Raw genomic sequence first — 15,762 nt, 5'->3', positions numbered from 1 at the left:
CCCTCGAGGTCAGTCGCGAAAGCGCCGGCAGGCCGGCCAGTACTGCATCAGCAGGTAATAGAGAATCCCCGCCGGCAGCAGGCTGGCGTACCACGACACCGCCGAGACGTTGAGCGCCACCACGGCACCGCTCAGCGCGGCGACGATCGCCGCGTAGTTGACGCCGCGATAGGGGCCGGTGACGTCGTAGAGCTTGTCGAGGTCCAGCGTGCGGCGGCGGATCAGGTAGTAGTCCACCGCCATGATCGCGAAGATTGGCCCCAGAAACGCCGAGTAGGTCTGCACGAACAGCTGCAGGCCGGCGGCCGAATCGTCCTTGACCAGCTCCCAAGGGAAGGTGGCGAAGGCCAGCAGGCCGACGATCACCGTGGCGCTGCGGAACTTGAGCTTGAACACGTCCATCAGCACGTAGGTCGGCGGCACCACGTTGTTGAGCACGTTGGTGGTGACCTGGGCGAAGGCGATGAACAGCAGCGTGGTGACCAGCAGCGGGGTATTGTCCACCGCGTTGGCGAACACGTCGATGGGATCGGCGACGCCGGTGGCCCCGGAGACCATCAGCCCGATCAGCCCCATGAACAGCGTGCAGGGCAGGATCGACATGGCGTAGATAGTGGTCAGCAGCCCCGGCCCGGTGCCGTGCTTGAGCTCGCGGGAGTAGTCGCTGGCGTTGAGGATCATGGTGCTGTAGATGCCCAGGAACAGCATCGTCGCGCCCCAGAACGGCAGCCCCCAGGTGCCCTCGATGTCGATCAGCTGCTCGCCGAGCACGTCGCCGTACTTGTTGATCACGCTGACGAACATGTAGACCAGCGAGACCAGAATGAAGCCGCTGCCGATGTTCTCCAGCCACTTGATGCCCTGGAAGCCGAACACCGACAGGCCGATCTGCAGGAACTGGAAGGCGATGAAGTAGAACACCAGGTTGTCGAAACCGAACAGCGTCGCCGACACCGCGTTGAGCGCGCCGGCGCCGATCCAGCTCTGGAAGCCGTACCAGACGATCGCCGGCACCGCGCGCACCAGCCCGGGAAAGCGCGTGCCGGTGAAGCCGAAGGCGCTGCGTGCCTGGACCATGAACGGGATGCCGTACTTGTAGCCGGCGGCGCCATTGATCGCCAGCGCCACCCCGATCACGAAGCAGCCGATGGCGATGGCCAGCGACGCCTGCAGCAGGTTGAGCGTGCCGACGATGCTCGAGCCCATGGCGAAGGTGCCGATCGACACGCAGCCGCCGAACCAGGCCAGCAGGTAGGAAAGGCGTCCCATGATGCGCGTCTTCTGCGGCGCCAGGGATTCGTCGCCGGGGGCCTTGGTCGTCGTGGCGACGGCATCGGGTGCCGCCCCGGGCTGGGAGGTTGAAGTGGTCATGCGTTGCCTCGCGGTTTTGCCGGTTTGTTGTCGTCGCCGCAAGCGGCGGTTTGTGGGTCTGAGGCGTGCTGCGTTGTTGTGGTTGGTTGCGGTCAGGCTCGCTGGGTCGTCGGAATTACCTTGTGTCGTGTGTCGAACAGGGCCAGGTCAGTGGCGCGAGTCGCTCCAGTCGGCGAACCGGCCGCTGAACGGCTTGGGCCGCGGGAACGCCAGGTCGCCGTGCTTGCTGGTCTGAAGGCCCAGCCCGACCAGCGCCTCGGCGAGCTTGACCGCGGCGGTCACGCCCTCGATCACCGGCAGGCCCACCGCGTCGCTGATGCGCCCGGTGAGGTCGGCCATGCCGCCGCAGCCCAGCACGATCGAGCCGATGCCATCCTCGTCGCGGGCGCGCCGGCACTCGGCGACGATGCGCTCGAAGGCCGCCTCATTGTTGTCTTCCAGCTCGAGTACCGGAATCTCGGCGGCGCGCACCCGTCGGCAGTGGCCGGCGAAGCCGTAACTGGCGAGCAGGTGCTCGGCGATGATCGCGGTGCGTCCCAGCGTGGTGACCACCGAGAAGCGCGTGCTGACCAGCGTGGCCATGTGAAAGGCCGCCTCGGCGATGCCGACCACCGGCGCCCGGGTCAGCTCGCGCGCGGCCAACAGCCCGGGGTCGCCGAAGCAGGCGACGATGTAGGCGTCGATCGATTCGCGTTCGCCGCGGCGCACCTCCTCGGCGACGCCGACCGCGCTGATCGCCTCGTCGAAGTGGCTCTCGATCGATACCGGACCGTCCTGCGGGGTGACCGCGCTGATGTGTGTGCCCGGCGCGGCGATGGCCTCGGCGGCTTCGCCGATCTTGGCGGTCATGCTGGCGGTGGTGTTGGGATTGATGACGCGAATGTGCACGGTTGTCTCGCGGCTGAAGGCCGGCCTCGCCTGGTTGTCTACGATAGGGAAATACTTTGTACACAAAAGCTAGAGGCCACTGGCGGCGAATGCAAGCAGAGAAGCGTTGGTGGGGCAGGAAGGTGTCAACGTGTCGTGGACGAGGATTCGCCGGGTCGGCTGAGGCCAGGACAGGGACAAGCCCAGCGACCGGGAACGTCTTGCCGTGGAGCCGCGTTAGGCGCTAGGTTAGTCTTGTATACATTGGACACTCGCCGCCTGTACAACGACAAGGAAAACCGCCATGCCCCTATCGGATGCCGCCTACCCCCGCGACCTGATCGGCTACGGCCGCACGCCGCCGCAGGCCGGCTGGCCGGGCCGGGCCCGTGTCGCGGTGCAGTTCGTGCTCAATTACGAAGAGGGCGGCGAGAACAGCGTCCTGCACGGCGACAGCCACTCCGAGCAGTTTCTTTCCGAGATCGCCGGGGCCGAGGCCTATCCCGACCGCCACCTGAGCATGGAGTCGATCTACGAATACGGTTCGCGCGCCGGCGTGTGGCGGGTGCTCCGCGAGTTCGAGCGGCGCGGCCTGCCGCTTACCGTGTTCGGCGTGGCGATGGCTCTCGAGCGCAACCCCGAGGTCGCCCGGGCGTTCAAGGAACTGGGTCACGAAGTCGCCTGCCACGGCTACCGCTGGATCCACTACCAGAACGTGCCGGAGACGATAGAGCGCGACCACATGCGCCGGGCGGTCGAGATCTTCGAGTCGCTCTACGGCGAGAAACCGCTGGGCTGGTATACCGGCCGCGACAGCCCCAACACCCGGCGGCTGCTGCTCGACCGGGGCGGTTTTCTCTACGACAGTGATTACTACGGCGACGACCTGCCGTTCTGGAGCGACGTCCAGGACAGCCAGGGCCAGACGCACCGCCACCTGATCGTGCCCTATACGCTGGACACCAACGACATGCGCTTCGCCTCGCCCACCGGCTTCGACCACGGCGAGCCCTTCTTCCAGTATCTGCGCGATGCCTTCGACGTGCTCTATGAAGAAGGCGCGGAGACGCCGAAGATGCTGTCGATCGGCCTGCACTGCCGGCTGGTCGGGCGCCCCGGGCGCTTCCGCGCGCTGCAGCGCTTCCTCGATCACCTCGAGGCCCACGACCGGGTGTGGATAACCCGGCGTGTGGATATCGCCCGCCACTGGGCGGCCGAACACCCGGCGTGACTCTAACTGCACCACGTCACCGCCGTCCTTCACCGCTGACGGGTCAACCGAGCCTCTGAATTTTTCGCATCGTTTTGTGGTGCGGAAATCCCCTCGCGTGCCCCGGTTTCGGGCGTGGTGCCCTCCGTTCGGCTCGACTCGGCAGGTGACATGGACGGCTATCTATCAATAACCCCATGAATTGGCGCCAATAAAGCGAAGGTTGGCGTCAAGGTTGCTATCCGATTGTGTGGAACGAACGTTTCTACCGGCTCGGAGAAGTGGCCAAACGTTTCTCCATTCCTACAACAAGCCTGTTCTCGTCAGGAGATTCCGCATGTCTGTCTTCGCCAAACCCCGCTTTTATCGCCGCCTATTACTGGCGCTCAGCTGCGCCCTCGTCGCCGTTCTGGCAGGCGCCTCGGCCCAGGCCAGCGACCTGGAAACCATCGAACAGCGCGGCACCCTGCGTGTCGCCGTGCCGCAGGATTTCCCGCCGTTCGGCTCGGTGGGCACCGATCTGCAGCCGCAGGGCTATGACATCGACATGGCCCAGTATCTCGCCGACCAGATGAAGGTCGACCTGGAACTCGTGACCGTTACCAGTGCCAACCGGATCCCGTTCCTGCAGACCAACAAGGTCGATCTGGTGATCTCCAGCCTGGGCAAGAACCCCGAGCGCGCGGCGGTGATCGACTTCACCGATGCCTACGCGCCGTTTTTCCTGGGTGTGTTCGGCACGCCCGATGCGGATCCGATGAAGGAAGCCGCCGATCTATCCGGCAAGACCATTGGTGTGACTCGTGGCTCGGTCGAGGACATGGAATTGACGGGCCTCGCGCCTGACGACACCACGATCAAGCGCTTTGAAGACAATGCCACCACGATTTCCGCATTCCTCTCCAACCAGGTGGATTACATCGCCACCGGCAACGTGGTAGCGGCGCAGATCGCCGAGCGCAACGCCGATCGCGCGCCGACCATGGTCTTCCGAATCAAGAACTCGCCCTGCTATATCGGCCTGAGTCAGGACAACGAGGCGTTGAAGGCGCGGATCAACGAACTGATCGAGCAGGGCAAGGAAGACGGCACACTGGAAGCGATGTCGCAGAAGTGGTTCCACTCCGCGCTGCCCGACGACCTTTCCACCTGAGTGGGTGATCGTCCATGACCCTGGATTTCTCCACGCTGCTACCGTACATGGACGTGATCCTCGTGGGACTGGTGACGACGCTGTGGCTTACCGTCGTCACTACTCTCGTGGGTATCGCGCTGGCGGTCGTCGTCGCCTATGTCCGAGACGGCGAGTCGGCCATCGCGAGTCGCGTGCTCGGTGCTTATGTCGAGGTGATTCGCAACACACCGTTCATCGTGCAGCTATTCTTTCTGTTCTTCGGTCTGCCGGCGCTGGGCATACCGATCAGCGCTACGGTCGCCGCGCTGCTGGCGATGGTGCTGAATCTTGGCGCCTATACTGCCGAGATCCTGCGCGCGGGTATCGACTCGACAGCGCGCGGCCAGCACGAGGCGGCGCGTGCGCTGGGACTGTCGCGGCTGCAGGGCTTTCGCCATGTGGTGCTGGTGCCGGCCTTCTCGCGGGTTTACCCGTCGCTGATCAGCCAGTGCATCATCGTCATGCTGGGCTCGGCGGTGGTGTCCCAGATATCGGTGCTCGACCTGACCTACGCCGCCAACTTCATCCAGTCGCGCAGCTTCCGCGGCTTCGAGGTCTATCTGGTGGTGACGCTGATCTATCTGCTGTTGGCGGTCGGCTTGCGGTTGGCGTTCGAATTCGTCGGGCGGCGGCTGTTCGCGTTTCGCCAGGGAGGTTCGTCATGACCGATTTCACGCTGTGGGACATCGTGCGCAACCTGCTGCTGGCGGGACGCTGGACGGTGATGCTGTCGCTTATCGCCTTCGCCGGCGGCGCCGTCGTCGGTCTGGTATTGACCCTGTTGCGGATGGGTGGCATCCGTCCCCTCCGGTTGCTGATTCGCCTTTACGTCGACCTGTTCCAGGGCACGCCGCTGTTGATGCAGCTGTTCCTGGCCTATTTCGGCGCCGCCGTGCTGGGCTTCGACGTCTCCGCCTGGACTGCCGCCAGCGTGGCGCTGACGCTCTTCACCAGTGCCTTTCTGTGCGACATCTGGCGCGGCTGCGTCGAGGCGGTGCCCAGTGGGCAGTGGCAGGCCTCGCGCGTGCTCGGACTGAACTATCTGCAGTCGATGCGCCACGTCATCCTGCCGCAGGCGTTGCGACTCGCGGTGCCACCGACCGTGGGTTTCTCGGTACAGGTCATCAAGGGCACCGCGCTGGCCTCGGTGATCGGTTTCGTCGAACTGACCAAGGCCGGCACCATGCTCAACAACGCGGCCTTCGCCCCTTTCACCATCTTCGCGCTGGTGGCGCTCGGATACTTCATCCTCTGCTATCCGCTGTCCCGTTATGCCCGTTACCTGGAGAAAAAGCTCTATGGCGCTGGTATCCGTTAAAGACCTGCACAAATCCTTCGGCGACCTGGAGGTACTCAAGGGCATCGATCTGGAAGTCGAGGCCGGCGAGGTGGTGGCGATCATCGGACGTAGCGGATCGGGCAAGAGTACGTTGCTGCGTTGCCTCAACCAGCTCGAACGCCATGACTGGGGCACCATTCATCTCGCCGATCAGCGTCTCGATGGCGCCGCCATGTCGCCTGGCGAATTGAGCCAGAACGTCGGCATGGTGTTCCAGAGCTTCAATCTGTTTCCGCACAAGACCGTGGTCGACAACGTCATGCTGGCGCCGGTGGTGGTCAAGCAGACACCGCGGGACGAGGCGCGCCGGATCGCCGAGCAGGTGCTCGACAAGGTGGGAATGCGGGAAAAGATCGACGCCTATCCGGCGCAGCTTTCCGGCGGCCAGCAGCAGCGCGTGGCGATTGCCCGGGCGCTGGCGATGAATCCCAAGGTGTTGTTGTGTGACGAGGTGACCTCGGCACTCGACCCGGAGCTGGTCGGCGAGGTGCTGCGCGTGCTCGAGGATCTGGCCCGGGAAGGCATGACGCTGATATTGGTCACCCATGAGATGAAGTTCGCACGCGACGTCAGCGACCGGGTGGTGTTCATGCACCAGGGCCGAATTCACGAATCGGGCGACCCGCAGACACTGTTCACTCAGCCCAGGACACCGGAGCTCAGTCAGTTCATCGCGTCGATACTGTAGCGGCGGGTATTGCACCAGCGCTCACGATAAGGAATGTCAGCATGCAGGCCCACATCGGTCGTCGGCTACAGCAGCATTTTTCGGAATTGGGGCCTCAGGAACGCCGGGTGGCGGATTTTATCCTGGCTCACCTGGAGGATCTTGCCGTCTATAGCGCCGCCGATCTCTCGCGCCTGAGCGGGGTGTCCAAGGCGACCGTGACCCGGCTGTTCAAACGCCTGGGCTTTGATGATTTCAAGGCGGTCAAGGCGCATGCCCGGCAACTGCGCCATTATGGTGTACCGTTGGCGTCCAACACCGAAACGCTGGAAAATGGCGTCGAGCGCTTCCGTCGTCACGCCGAGCGCGAGAAGAACAACCTGCGCCACTGCCTGGAAGGGCTCACCCAGGGGGTGTTCGATGCGGTGGTCGGTGCACTTGATGAAGCGCCTGAAGTGGCTGTGGTGGGCTATCGCAACAGCTATCCGGTCGCGTTGCATCTGCGTCAGCAGCTGTTGCAGGCCAGAGCAGGCGTCAGGCTGCTGCCGGCGCCCAACCAGTCGTTGGCTGAAGAGCTGATCGAGCTTGATGCTCGGGCGCTGATCGTGTTGATCGGCTTTCGTCGCCGCCCCAGGCTGTTCGAAACGCTGATCGAGACGTTGGCCCATCGCCAGCAGCGCGTGCTGCTGATAGGTGATTCGACGGCGGCCAAATACAATGATCGGGTCACCTGGCGGTTGGAATGCGCGCTGGAGACGATTTCCGCGTTCGATAGCTATGCCAGTGCGATGAGCCTGGTCAGCCTGTTGGCCAACGCCATGTTGCATCGCCGACTGGCCCAAGGGCGTGCACGTATCGGAGAGGTGACCGAACTGTATCAGGAGCTCGAAGAGCTGGCGCCTTGAGCCGGCCATCGCCAACTTTCAAAGAAAACACGAATGCCGGGCAGCAGCTATTTTGCCCGGGTGTCGGTTGAAAAGGATGGAGCATGTCACAGCGTTCCTATTACGCCCCACACGGCGGGCTGCCGCCGCAGAGCCAGCTGATTCACGACCGCGCGGTGTTCACGGAAGCGTATGCGGTGATCCCCAAGGGGGTGATGCGCGATATCGTCACCAGCTTTCTGCCGCACTGGGAGAAGACCCGATTGTGGGTGCTGTCGCGGCCGCTTTCCGGCTTTGCCGAGACGTTCTCGCAATACATCATGGAGGTCTCGCCCGGCGGGGGTAGCGAGCGCCCGGAGCCGGACAGCGGTGCCGAGGGCGTGCTGTTCGTGGTCGAGGGCGAGATGCGCCTGATTATCGAGGGCGAAACGCACGACATGGCGCCGGGCGGCTACGCCTACCTGCCGCCGGGATGTACCTGGCAGCTGCGCAACGGGAGCGCGGCGCCGGTGCGCTTCCACTGGATCCGCAAGGCGTACGAGTTCGTCGAGGGCATCGAGGCACCGGAGGCATTCGTGACCAACGAGCAGGCGATCGAGCCGACGCCGATGCCGGATACCGACGGTCGCTGGGCGACCACGCGCTTCGTCGATCCCGCGGATCTGCGCCACGACATGCACGTGACCATCGTCACTTTCCAGCCCGGCGGCGTGATCCCGTTCGACGAGACCCACGTGATGGAGCACGGCCTTTATGTGCTCGAGGGCAAGGCGGTCTACCACCTCAACCAGGACTGGGTCGAGGTCGAGGCCGGTGACTACATGTGGCTGCGCGCGTTCTGCCCGCAGGCCTGCTACGCCGGTGGCCCGGGCCCGTTCCGCTACCTGCTCTACAAGGACGTCAATCGGCACATGAAACTGCGCCTGAGCTAAGCTGTGTCCCGACATCGGATACAGTGCAAGGAGAACGCATGCTCGAACTCACCGCCCAGCCGCTGACCGACGCGGCCTTCGCGCCGTTCGGCGAGGTCATCGACAGCCGGGTCGCCGACTACTTCCACATCAACGGCGGGCGGACCCGGCGCTATCACGACCTGGCCAGCGTCGAGACGCATGGCGAAGGCGGCCATGCGCTGATCAGCCTGTTCGTCAGCCAGCCGGTCGAGGTGCCGTTGACGCTGGACTTTCTGGAGCGCCACCCGCTGGGCAGCCAGGCGTTCATGCCGCTGCACGAGGAGCGCTTCCTGATCGTCGTGGCGCCGCCCGGCGAGACCATCGACCCCGCCAGCGTGCGTGCCTTCGTCACCGATGGCCGCCAGGGCGTCAACTACCGCGCCGGCACCTGGCACGCCATCCAGTCGGTGCTCGAGCGCGAGGGCGAGTTCCTGGTGGTCGACCGTGGCGGGCCGGGCGACAACTGCGACGAGTATCCGCTGGCGATGCGCGTCAGCCTGCCCTGAGCAGCGTTGCCGGCCAGCTGGCGCTGGCCGAACCGCGCTCGCCCGGGCGGCGCTATTGCAGGCCGAGCAGGCCGCGCAGCGTCGACAGGTCCTCGGCGAGCACGGTGACCGGGCCGACGAAGGCGCGACGATCCTCGTCACTGACTTTCTCGTAGCTGACGAAGCCGGCATCGGGGTTGTCGGCCTCCACGCGGTAATGGGCGAGTGTGGCCTCGACCGCGGCGAAGTTTTCCTCCACCCGGGCGACGAAGTCCGGGTCCTCCTCGGCAGCCAGCGGCTTGAACAGCTGGAAGATCTCCTGCGAGCCGTCGACGTTGCCCTGGAAGTCCCACAGGTCGGTATGACTGTAGCGATCCTCCTCGCCGCTGACCTTGGTCGCGGCGACCTCCTCCATCAGCGCCGCGGCGCCGCCGACGACCTTCTCGGGCGGGAAGGTCAGCCCGCGCACGCGCGCGTCGAGGTCTTCGACGTCGGCCATCAGCCGCTCGGCGAAGGGCGTGAGGCCCTCGGTGGTCCGTTCGTGGAACAGCCCGTACTCGAGGCGATGGAAGCCGGTGAAGTCCGGGTCCTCGACGCCCTTTTCATAGTCGTCCTCGCGGGCGTCGATGCTGGCATCGAGATCGGCGAACAGCTCGGCGACCGGTTCGATGCGTTCGTAGTAGACCCTCGTCGGGGCATACAGATCCTGGGCCTTGTCCAGCTCGCCGGTCTTGACGGCCTCGGTGAACTCCCGGGTATGGTGGGTGAATTCGTCGAGGTTGTCGAGCACGTAGAGCTTGTACTCGGCGACCGGGGCGATCAGCGCCTCGGGTTCGACGGCGGCCTGGGCGGGGCCCTGCAGGGCCAGCAGCCCGAAGGCGCTGGCGGCGAGAAGAAGCGAGTGTCTTGTCATGAGGTGTCTCCGATGAGTATTGGGTAATGCCAGTTCGGTCGTAAGCGCGCCGGGTGTTTACCGCCAGCGCCCGTTGGCGCTGCTAGGTGGCCGCCAGCAGCGCGCGGCCCAGGAAATCCCCGGGCTCGGTGATGCCGGGCAGGGTAAAGAAATAGCCGCCCCCCACCGGCTTGATGTACTCCTCCAGCGGCTCGCCATCCAGGCGCTTCTGCACGGTGATGAAGCTCGCCTCCAGGTCGGCCTGGTAGGCGATGAACAAAAGTCCCATGTCGAGTTGGCCGTTGGCCTCGACGCCGTTCGAGTAGTTGAACGGCCGGCGCAGCATCAGGTGTTTCTCGAAGCCCGGTGTGCGCGGGTTGGCCAGCCGGATGTGGGCATCCAGCGGGGTGGTCCTGCCTTCCGGATCATGGCTGTAGTCCGGCACGTCGTGTTCGACGCCGCCGCTCAGGGGGCTGCCGCTGGCCTTGCGGCGGCCGAAGATCGCCTCCTGCTCGCCCAGCGGCGTGCGATCCCAGCGCTCGACGAAGTTGCGGATGATGCGCACCGCCTGGTAGCTGCCGCCATGGGCCCAGGACGGTTCGTCGCTGTCGCCGCCGACCCACACCACGTCGTCCATGAGCGGCTCGTCGCGGGCATCGGGGTTGGCCGAGCCGTCGCGGAAGCCCAGGTAGTTGCGGGCGCTCTCCTCGGGTTGGCCCGGCCTGGGCGGCAGCACCGGCACGGTACCCTCCTGTTTCCAGCGCACCATCAAAAGCCCCGGGGTGTGCTTGATCACGTCGCGCAGTGCATGAACGGTGGTGTCGTGGCTATTGGCACAGATCTGCAGCGACAGGTCGCCATGGCAGCGCGCGGCGTCCAGCGCGTCGTTGGAGAACTCGCTCATGCGCTGCAGATGAACGGGGCGGGCGGCGGCCAGGCCGAAGCGCGCGTCGAACAGCGAGTCGCCCAGTGACAGCGTGATGGTCAGCGCATCGGGGGCGATGGTCGGCCCGAGAATGCCCGAATCGGCCGGTGGGAAGGCCGGGTCGCGCCGAGGATAGCTGCCGCCCTGGGTCAGGAACTCGATGCGCTCGGTGAGCGTGCGGAACAACCGCTCGAGACCGTCGCGATCCCGCGCCAGCACGTCGAAGGCCACGACCATGCCGGTGGCCGGGCGCGGCGTGGTGATGCCCTGCTGGTGAGGGCCGCGAAACGGGTGGATCTCATGGGTCGACAGGCTGACCGGTGAGCCGGTGACCTCGCGATGGTCGCCGCCCGGGTCGTCGGCAAACGCCCGGTTGGCGAGCCCGCCGCTGGCCAGGCCGGCCGCACCGAAGCCGGCCGCACCGAGGCCCTGAAGAAAGCGTCGCCGATCGGGCCGATGGGCGGAGCCATCGGCGGCGGTGACGTCGGAAACGGCAAAGGGGCAGCGTGGAGTAGCGTCGCGATTACGGGTCATGTCGTCAGAACCAGGTAACGGCGTGGTTGGGAAGTCAGGTGCTCAGCGCCAGCGCGGCGTTGACCTCGCGCAGCGCCTCGGCCAATGCCCCGGCGTCATCGAGCAGCGCCCGGGAATCGCCCGACGGCGGGGCCTTCAGGTCGGCGTGCAGCGCCTCGAGCCGTGCATCGAGCGTGGCCAGCGTCTCCGGCGCCTGGCGTTCGAGTAGCGGGGCGAGCAGGTCGACGATCTTCCCGGTGCCCTGCGCCAGGCCCCGCAGGTCGGCGCGCTCCGGCTCGGCCAGGGGGGCATCGGCGGGCTGATGGTCGTGCCAGGCCTGCAGCACCCGGGCGCTGCCGTTGGCCAGCTGCGCGGGCGGAACCGTCTGACGCTTGAAGCGCTGGGCCAGCGCCTCGATGTCGTCGACCAGCTGCGCGGCGATCGGCGCCAGGCCCGCGGTGTCCTGGCGGTCGTAGAGCCCCAGGGCCAGGCGGTGAAAGCCGACGAAGTCGGGGTCATCCTCGCGCTCGGCGAAGTAGTCGGCGCGGGCATTGAGTCGCTGGTCGAGGTCGTTGAACAGGCCGGTCGCCATCGCCAGGCGCTGGTCGGCGAGGCGGGCGTGGCGGTAGGCGGCACGAGCGCCTTGGAGATCGTCGGCGACGATCGCCTCGTGCAGGGCCCGGGCCGCGGTCTTCAGTTCGCGGGTCTGCAGGGTCAGGTAGACCGAATACTCGGCCAGCGGGGCGATGAAGTCCTTCCTGGACAGGGCGGCGATGGCCGCGTCGCCATCGCCGGCCACCACGTGCAGCGTGCCGCGCGGGTTGCTGAGCAGCCCGCAGGTCATCGCGTAGTCGCCCGGCGTCAACGCCGCGGTCAGTGGCTGGCGCAGTCCGGGGGCGATGTTCTCGCGCTCCTCGAGCACCATCACGCCGTCGAGGATCTCCCACTCGATGGCGCGCGGCGAGCGGTTGATCACCAGGAAGGTGGTCCGGCCCGCGGGCACGCTGATGGCGTTGGGCTGGCAGCCGCTGGCGGTGACGGTGACGGTGGTGGCGTCGTCGCCGGGGGCGTCATCGGCGTGGTGCAGCGAGGCGTAGAACAGTGCCAGGGCGGCCAGCATGGCCAGCGCGGCGAGGGCCACGCCGATACGCAGCAGGTGCGGCGAGGGCGGCTGGGTAGTGGCGGTTCGGGACGTGGCATGCCGCGTTTCGTTCACTCGTGACACCTCTCAGCGGACCCCGGCCGAAGGCGCGGAATGCGCGGCGGGCCGGGGGAGGAAGCAGAGGATCAGGGTCGCCGCCAGGTAGGCCAGATAGGCGACCAGCTCGCTGAGCGTGGGCGCGGGCTGATAGCCGAGCACGCCCGAGAAGACCGCGCCCAGCGGCGAGTCGAGAGGCAGGACCGCACTCAGGTCGAAGATCACCTGCTGGGCGTGGTTCCACAGCCCGGCCTCGTGCAGCGCGCGCACCGAGCCGGCGGTGAGCCCGGCCGCCACCAGCAGGATGAACAGCCCGGTCAGGCGGAAGAAGTGGCGCAGGTCGAGACGCAGGCTGCCGCGGTAGAAAGCCAGCCCGACGACGAGCGCGCAGACCACGCCCAGCAGGGCGCCGAGCGGTGCGCTTGCGGTATGGCTCTGCTGGAACACCGCGAGCAGGAAGAAGATCGACTCCAGCCCCTCGCGGGCCACGGCGAGAAACACCATGCCGACCAGCGCATAGGTATGGTGCCGCCCGCCGGCGAAGGCGCTGTCGAGGGCGCCGGTCAGCTCGGCGCGCATGCCGCGGGCGGCGCGGCGCATCCAGAACACCATCCAGGTCAGCACGCCGACGGCGATGAAGCCGACCAGCGCCTCGAACAGCTCCTGCTGGCGTTGCGGGAACTCGGCGCTGGCGAACTGCAGGCCGGCGCCCACGCACAGCGACAGCGCGACGGCGAGCAGCACGCCGATCCACACCGCGGGCATCCAGGCGCCGCGCCCGGTCTGCTTGAGATAGCCGGCGATGATGCCGACGATCAGGGCGGCTTCGAGCCCCTCGCGCAGCATGATCAGAAAGGGCACGAGCATGACCGGATCCTGGAAGCGTGAAGACGATTATGGAAAGCGGGCGCGGAAGGCATGCGGCACCGTTGAGGATGACAATCATTATCAAAAGTGGATGATAGACGTTGCCAAGCCGCCCGGCAAGTCGTGTATCCGCTCGCCAGGGGGAGAAAGCGCGCCGGTTGATCCGGGTCAAGTCCTGTGCCGTGTCAGGCGGGGCCCGCGAACGGCCTGCGTCCGGCCGCGGGGCGGGATCGACGCCAATGCAGCCACTGCTGCATCAGTGCTACCAGCAGCACGAGCTCGGCCAGGTCGCCGCCGTAGTACATCCATTGGGCGGCCGCCTGGATCTCGCCGATGGCGGCGCCGGTGCCCTGTGGCAGCAGCCAGGCGTACATCAGCTTGCCGAGCGTGGCGTGGGCGGCCATGGCCAGGAAAAGCACGCCCAGGCGCGTTCGCCAGCGCGGCCGGTGTGGCGCCGGGTCGGGGCCGGCGATCGCCCAGCTGAACAGGCAGCCGGAAATCACGAAATGCAGGTGGATGAAGTGATGCAGCCAGGGCGTGGCCAGGCTCTGGGTGTACAGAGACGTCATGTACAGCAGGTACATGCCGCCGATGTCGAGCAGCGCGGCGCTCGCCGGGTGGCTGAGCACACGCACCGGGACGCTGCCCAGCAACCCGACTACCGCACGCGCCCGGGCCGGTGCCAGGTTTCTGAGCAGCAGGCTCATCGGCGCGCCGAATACCAGCCCCAGCGGCGCGAACATGCCGACCAGCAGGTGCTGGAGCATGTGCCCGCGCAGGTCGTGATGGGCGAATGCATTGAGCGGCGCGGCGAACGCCACGATCAGCGTGACGATGCCGGCGGCGAAGCTGGCGCTGCGCCAGGGCGACCACGGCTTGCCGGCGCGGCGGGTGCGCCAGGCGCCGGCCAGGTACAGCGCCGCAGCCAGCAGCGCGAGCCATTGCGCGAGGTTGGGCATGGCGACGCGCCGGCGGTTAGCGCTGGCTCGCGGCGTGACCGCGCCGGGCGCGCCTGAGCAGCAGCCAGCCGATCGCCAGCACGATCACGCCGAAGCCGATCCAGGCGATGTCGTAGAGCCAGACGTTGTCGACGTAGCGCACCTGATGCAGGCGCAGGATCTTGTGATCGACTACCCCGTCGAAGACCTGGAAGCCCCCCGCACCCAGCAGGAAGCCGGGCCCGCGATAGCCCGGCGCCTGGCGGCTGGCGCCGTGCAGCTCGATCATCATGAAGAAGCCGGTCACCAGCAGCACCAGTTCGCCGGCGTGGAGCAGGCCGTCGGAGGCCAGCGCGAAGGCCGTGTCGCGGTCGACGAAGTGGTGCCAGGCCAGTAGCTGGTGGAAGACGATCTCGTCGACCGCCGCCATGCAGCCGATGCCGATCAGTACGCTGGCCAGCAGGGTGCGGCGAGGATTGGCGTGGCTGGGCTGGGGGATGGACATGGTGGCCTCCTGCCGATGTGTCGGATCCTCGTTCAACTCCTTGAACGTCTACTAAAACGTAGGCAGCCGGGGGCGTGCGGTAAAGCCGGCTTGTCTTTGATCGCCGAACGGCAGTGGTACCGCCGGGTCTATCGTCAGCAGGGGGAGTTGCGAATGGGGATGGAATGATCCATATATATTCCGAGTCGTATCGTTTTTAAAAAAGCGTTACATGAGTATGCAGCACATGCCTCGGGAAATTGTCCGCTTTCTGCAAGGGCTTGGCAGTGACACCAACAATGAGTCATGCGCGGGTCTTGTGGCGTTATCTTGCCGCGCCTCCTGACCATCATCGGGAAGGGTTACTGGTCGTATGTGGATCGTACGATCTGCGCGTATGCGATCATGCCTGCGATCTTTTCGAGCGCGGCCACTTCGATCGGCTCGTGATTACCGGACGCACCGGGAACTGGACCCGTCACCTGTGGAGCGAGACCGAAGCGCGGGTCTTTGCGGAGCGCGCGCGCCGGCATGGCCTTCCTGACAGCTCGATGCTCCTGGAAACGCAGGCGACGAACTTCGCCGAGAACATTCGAAACGTGCGGCTTCTCGTGCCCTCGGCCAGGAAAGTGACCTTCGTAACGAAGCTGAATTCCATCCGGCGCATCATCGCGACCGCGCCGATCCAGTGGCCCGACGCCGATGTTCGGGCCGATGGTCCGCCGATCCGTTTCCCCGACGAGGTATCGAACATCGTCGGGGTTTTCGGTGTGATCGCGGAGATGGTCGGCGACATCGACAGGCTCATCAACTATCCCGCTGCCGGATTCCAGGTGCCAAGTGACGTGCCGGACGATGTCCTGACGTCGTTCCGGTATCTGGCCGGACATGGCTTCGACAGTCATATGCTCTCGCCGACCGCCTGAGGTGTTCGTGACCACCGTCGAGACGGCCCCGGTACGGATACCGGGGCCATCGTCGAGTGAATGAATCGC

Annotated in this window: 17 protein-coding genes; 9 read left to right on the top strand and 8 right to left on the bottom strand. The window is 66.1% G+C overall.

Translation table 11 applies throughout. The annotated features are described in order from the left end of the window. Positions 1–9: 9 nt before the first annotated feature. Positions 10–1,371, bottom strand: a complete 1,362-nt coding sequence (locus HR9077_RS03690) for an NCS1 family transporter (RefSeq protein WP_136065248.1) — start codon at positions 1,369–1,371, stop codon at positions 10–12. A gap of 147 nt (positions 1,372–1,518) precedes the next feature. Further along, on the bottom strand, positions 1,519–2,259 hold the full coding sequence (locus HR9077_RS03685) for an aspartate/glutamate racemase family protein (RefSeq protein WP_136065246.1): 741 nt from the start codon (positions 2,257–2,259) through the stop codon (positions 1,519–1,521). Between the two features lie 283 nt (positions 2,260–2,542). Between HR9077_RS03685 and puuE the strand changes: the two genes are divergently transcribed. The 8 genes from puuE to HR9077_RS03645 all read left to right on the top strand — a co-directional run bounded on the left by puuE (position 2,543) and on the right by HR9077_RS03645 (position 8,971). After that, positions 2,543–3,469, top strand: coding sequence for an allantoinase PuuE (gene puuE / locus HR9077_RS03680; RefSeq protein WP_136065244.1), 927 nt, complete (start codon positions 2,543–2,545; stop codon positions 3,467–3,469). Between the two features lie 316 nt (positions 3,470–3,785). Further along, positions 3,786–4,601 (top strand): transporter substrate-binding domain-containing protein, encoded by an 816-nt coding sequence (locus HR9077_RS03675; protein WP_136065242.1) that lies wholly within the window; start codon positions 3,786–3,788, stop codon positions 4,599–4,601. A gap of 14 nt (positions 4,602–4,615) precedes the next feature. Continuing rightward, positions 4,616–5,287, top strand: coding sequence for an amino acid ABC transporter permease (locus tag HR9077_RS03670; RefSeq protein ID WP_136065240.1), 672 nt, complete (start codon positions 4,616–4,618; stop codon positions 5,285–5,287). Next, the gene (locus tag HR9077_RS03665; protein WP_136065238.1) at positions 5,284–5,940 is read left to right on the top strand and encodes an amino acid ABC transporter permease; all 657 of its coding nucleotides are present in this window, start codon (positions 5,284–5,286) and stop codon (positions 5,938–5,940) included. The genes HR9077_RS03670 and HR9077_RS03665 overlap by 4 nt, the downstream gene beginning before the upstream one ends. Further along, a complete protein-coding gene (locus HR9077_RS03660) occupies positions 5,921–6,649 on the top strand; it encodes an amino acid ABC transporter ATP-binding protein (RefSeq protein ID WP_136065236.1) in 729 nt (242 codons plus the stop codon). The genes HR9077_RS03665 and HR9077_RS03660 overlap by 20 nt, the downstream gene beginning before the upstream one ends. 41 nt (positions 6,650–6,690) lie before the next feature. After that, on the top strand, positions 6,691–7,533 hold the full coding sequence (locus tag HR9077_RS03655; protein WP_136065234.1) for a MurR/RpiR family transcriptional regulator: 843 nt from the start codon (positions 6,691–6,693) through the stop codon (positions 7,531–7,533). An 83-nt stretch (positions 7,534–7,616) separates the two neighbouring features. Next, on the top strand, positions 7,617–8,444 hold the full coding sequence (locus HR9077_RS03650; RefSeq protein WP_136065232.1) for a bifunctional allantoicase/(S)-ureidoglycine aminohydrolase: 828 nt from the start codon (positions 7,617–7,619) through the stop codon (positions 8,442–8,444). A 38-nt stretch (positions 8,445–8,482) separates the two neighbouring features. Beyond that, entirely contained in the window at positions 8,483–8,971 is a 489-nt protein-coding gene (locus HR9077_RS03645) for an ureidoglycolate lyase (RefSeq protein WP_136065230.1), read from the top strand. A 52-nt stretch (positions 8,972–9,023) separates the two neighbouring features. On the opposite strand, the gene efeO (HR9077_RS03640) is transcribed toward HR9077_RS03645, so the two are convergent. The 6 genes from efeO (HR9077_RS03640) to HR9077_RS03615 form a co-directional block, all read right to left on the bottom strand. Further along, the gene (efeO, locus tag HR9077_RS03640; RefSeq protein ID WP_136065228.1) at positions 9,024–9,863 is read right to left on the bottom strand and encodes an iron uptake system protein EfeO; all 840 of its coding nucleotides are present in this window, start codon (positions 9,861–9,863) and stop codon (positions 9,024–9,026) included. Positions 9,864–9,945: 82 nt separating this feature from the next. Further along, complete coding sequence (efeB, locus tag HR9077_RS03635) at positions 9,946–11,301, bottom strand: iron uptake transporter deferrochelatase/peroxidase subunit (protein WP_136065226.1); 1,356 nt, start codon at positions 11,299–11,301, stop codon at positions 9,946–9,948. Between the two features lie 34 nt (positions 11,302–11,335). Beyond that, positions 11,336–12,496 carry an iron uptake system protein EfeO gene (gene efeO / locus HR9077_RS03630; protein ID WP_136065224.1) on the bottom strand — a complete coding sequence of 387 codons (1,161 nt, stop codon included), beginning with the start codon at positions 12,494–12,496 and terminating at the stop codon, positions 11,336–11,338. 12 nt (positions 12,497–12,508) lie between these two features. Next, on the bottom strand, positions 12,509–13,345 hold the full coding sequence (efeU, locus tag HR9077_RS03625) for an iron uptake transporter permease EfeU (protein WP_136065222.1): 837 nt from the start codon (positions 13,343–13,345) through the stop codon (positions 12,509–12,511). 185 nt (positions 13,346–13,530) lie between these two features. Next, positions 13,531–14,304 carry a cytochrome c oxidase assembly protein gene (locus HR9077_RS03620; protein ID WP_136065220.1) on the bottom strand — a complete coding sequence of 258 codons (774 nt, stop codon included), beginning with the start codon at positions 14,302–14,304 and terminating at the stop codon, positions 13,531–13,533. A gap of 16 nt (positions 14,305–14,320) precedes the next feature. Then, positions 14,321–14,788 (bottom strand): DUF2243 domain-containing protein, encoded by a 468-nt coding sequence (locus HR9077_RS03615; protein WP_136065218.1) that lies wholly within the window; start codon positions 14,786–14,788, stop codon positions 14,321–14,323. Between the two features lie 278 nt (positions 14,789–15,066). Here HR9077_RS03615 and HR9077_RS03610 point away from each other — a divergent pair, with 278 nt between their 5' ends. Further along, positions 15,067–15,693 (top strand): YdcF family protein, encoded by a 627-nt coding sequence (locus HR9077_RS03610; RefSeq protein WP_210725848.1) that lies wholly within the window; start codon positions 15,067–15,069, stop codon positions 15,691–15,693. The last annotated feature ends 69 nt before the right edge of the window (positions 15,694–15,762 follow it).

It is taken from the genome of Modicisalibacter radicis, from assembly GCF_900961225.1.
Lineage (GTDB): Bacteria > Pseudomonadota > Gammaproteobacteria > Pseudomonadales > Halomonadaceae > Modicisalibacter.
The sequence above is the reverse complement of the archived record's forward strand: the minus strand, read 5'-3'. Positions and strand labels throughout refer to the sequence as shown.

Bases quoted from the DNA above. Each gene is read 5' to 3' on its own strand.
- HR9077_RS03690 (WP_136065248.1), bottom strand. From the start codon at position 1,371: ATGACCACTTCAACCTCCCAGCCCGGGGCGGCACCCGATGCCGTCGCC.
- puuE (WP_136065244.1), top strand. From the start codon at position 2,543: ATGCCCCTATCGGATGCCGCCTACCCCCGCGACCTGATCGGCTACGGC.
- HR9077_RS03675 (WP_136065242.1), top strand. From the start codon at position 3,786: ATGTCTGTCTTCGCCAAACCCCGCTTTTATCGCCGCCTATTACTGGCG.
- HR9077_RS03670 (WP_136065240.1), top strand. From the start codon at position 4,616: ATGACCCTGGATTTCTCCACGCTGCTACCGTACATGGACGTGATCCTC.
- HR9077_RS03665 (WP_136065238.1), top strand. From the start codon at position 5,284: ATGACCGATTTCACGCTGTGGGACATCGTGCGCAACCTGCTGCTGGCG.
- HR9077_RS03660 (WP_136065236.1), top strand. From the start codon at position 5,921: ATGGCGCTGGTATCCGTTAAAGACCTGCACAAATCCTTCGGCGACCTG.
- HR9077_RS03655 (WP_136065234.1), top strand. From the start codon at position 6,691: ATGCAGGCCCACATCGGTCGTCGGCTACAGCAGCATTTTTCGGAATTG.
- HR9077_RS03650 (WP_136065232.1), top strand. From the start codon at position 7,617: ATGTCACAGCGTTCCTATTACGCCCCACACGGCGGGCTGCCGCCGCAG.
- HR9077_RS03645 (WP_136065230.1), top strand. From the start codon at position 8,483: ATGCTCGAACTCACCGCCCAGCCGCTGACCGACGCGGCCTTCGCGCCG.
- efeO (WP_136065228.1), bottom strand. From the start codon at position 9,863: ATGACAAGACACTCGCTTCTTCTCGCCGCCAGCGCCTTCGGGCTGCTG.
- efeB (WP_136065226.1), bottom strand. From the start codon at position 11,301: ATGACCCGTAATCGCGACGCTACTCCACGCTGCCCCTTTGCCGTTTCC.
- efeU (WP_136065222.1), bottom strand. From the start codon at position 13,345: ATGCTCGTGCCCTTTCTGATCATGCTGCGCGAGGGGCTCGAAGCCGCC.
- HR9077_RS03620 (WP_136065220.1), bottom strand. From the start codon at position 14,304: ATGCCCAACCTCGCGCAATGGCTCGCGCTGCTGGCTGCGGCGCTGTAC.
- HR9077_RS03615 (WP_136065218.1), bottom strand. From the start codon at position 14,788: ATGTCCATCCCCCAGCCCAGCCACGCCAATCCTCGCCGCACCCTGCTG.
- HR9077_RS03610 (WP_210725848.1), top strand. From the start codon at position 15,067: ATGAGTCATGCGCGGGTCTTGTGGCGTTATCTTGCCGCGCCTCCTGAC.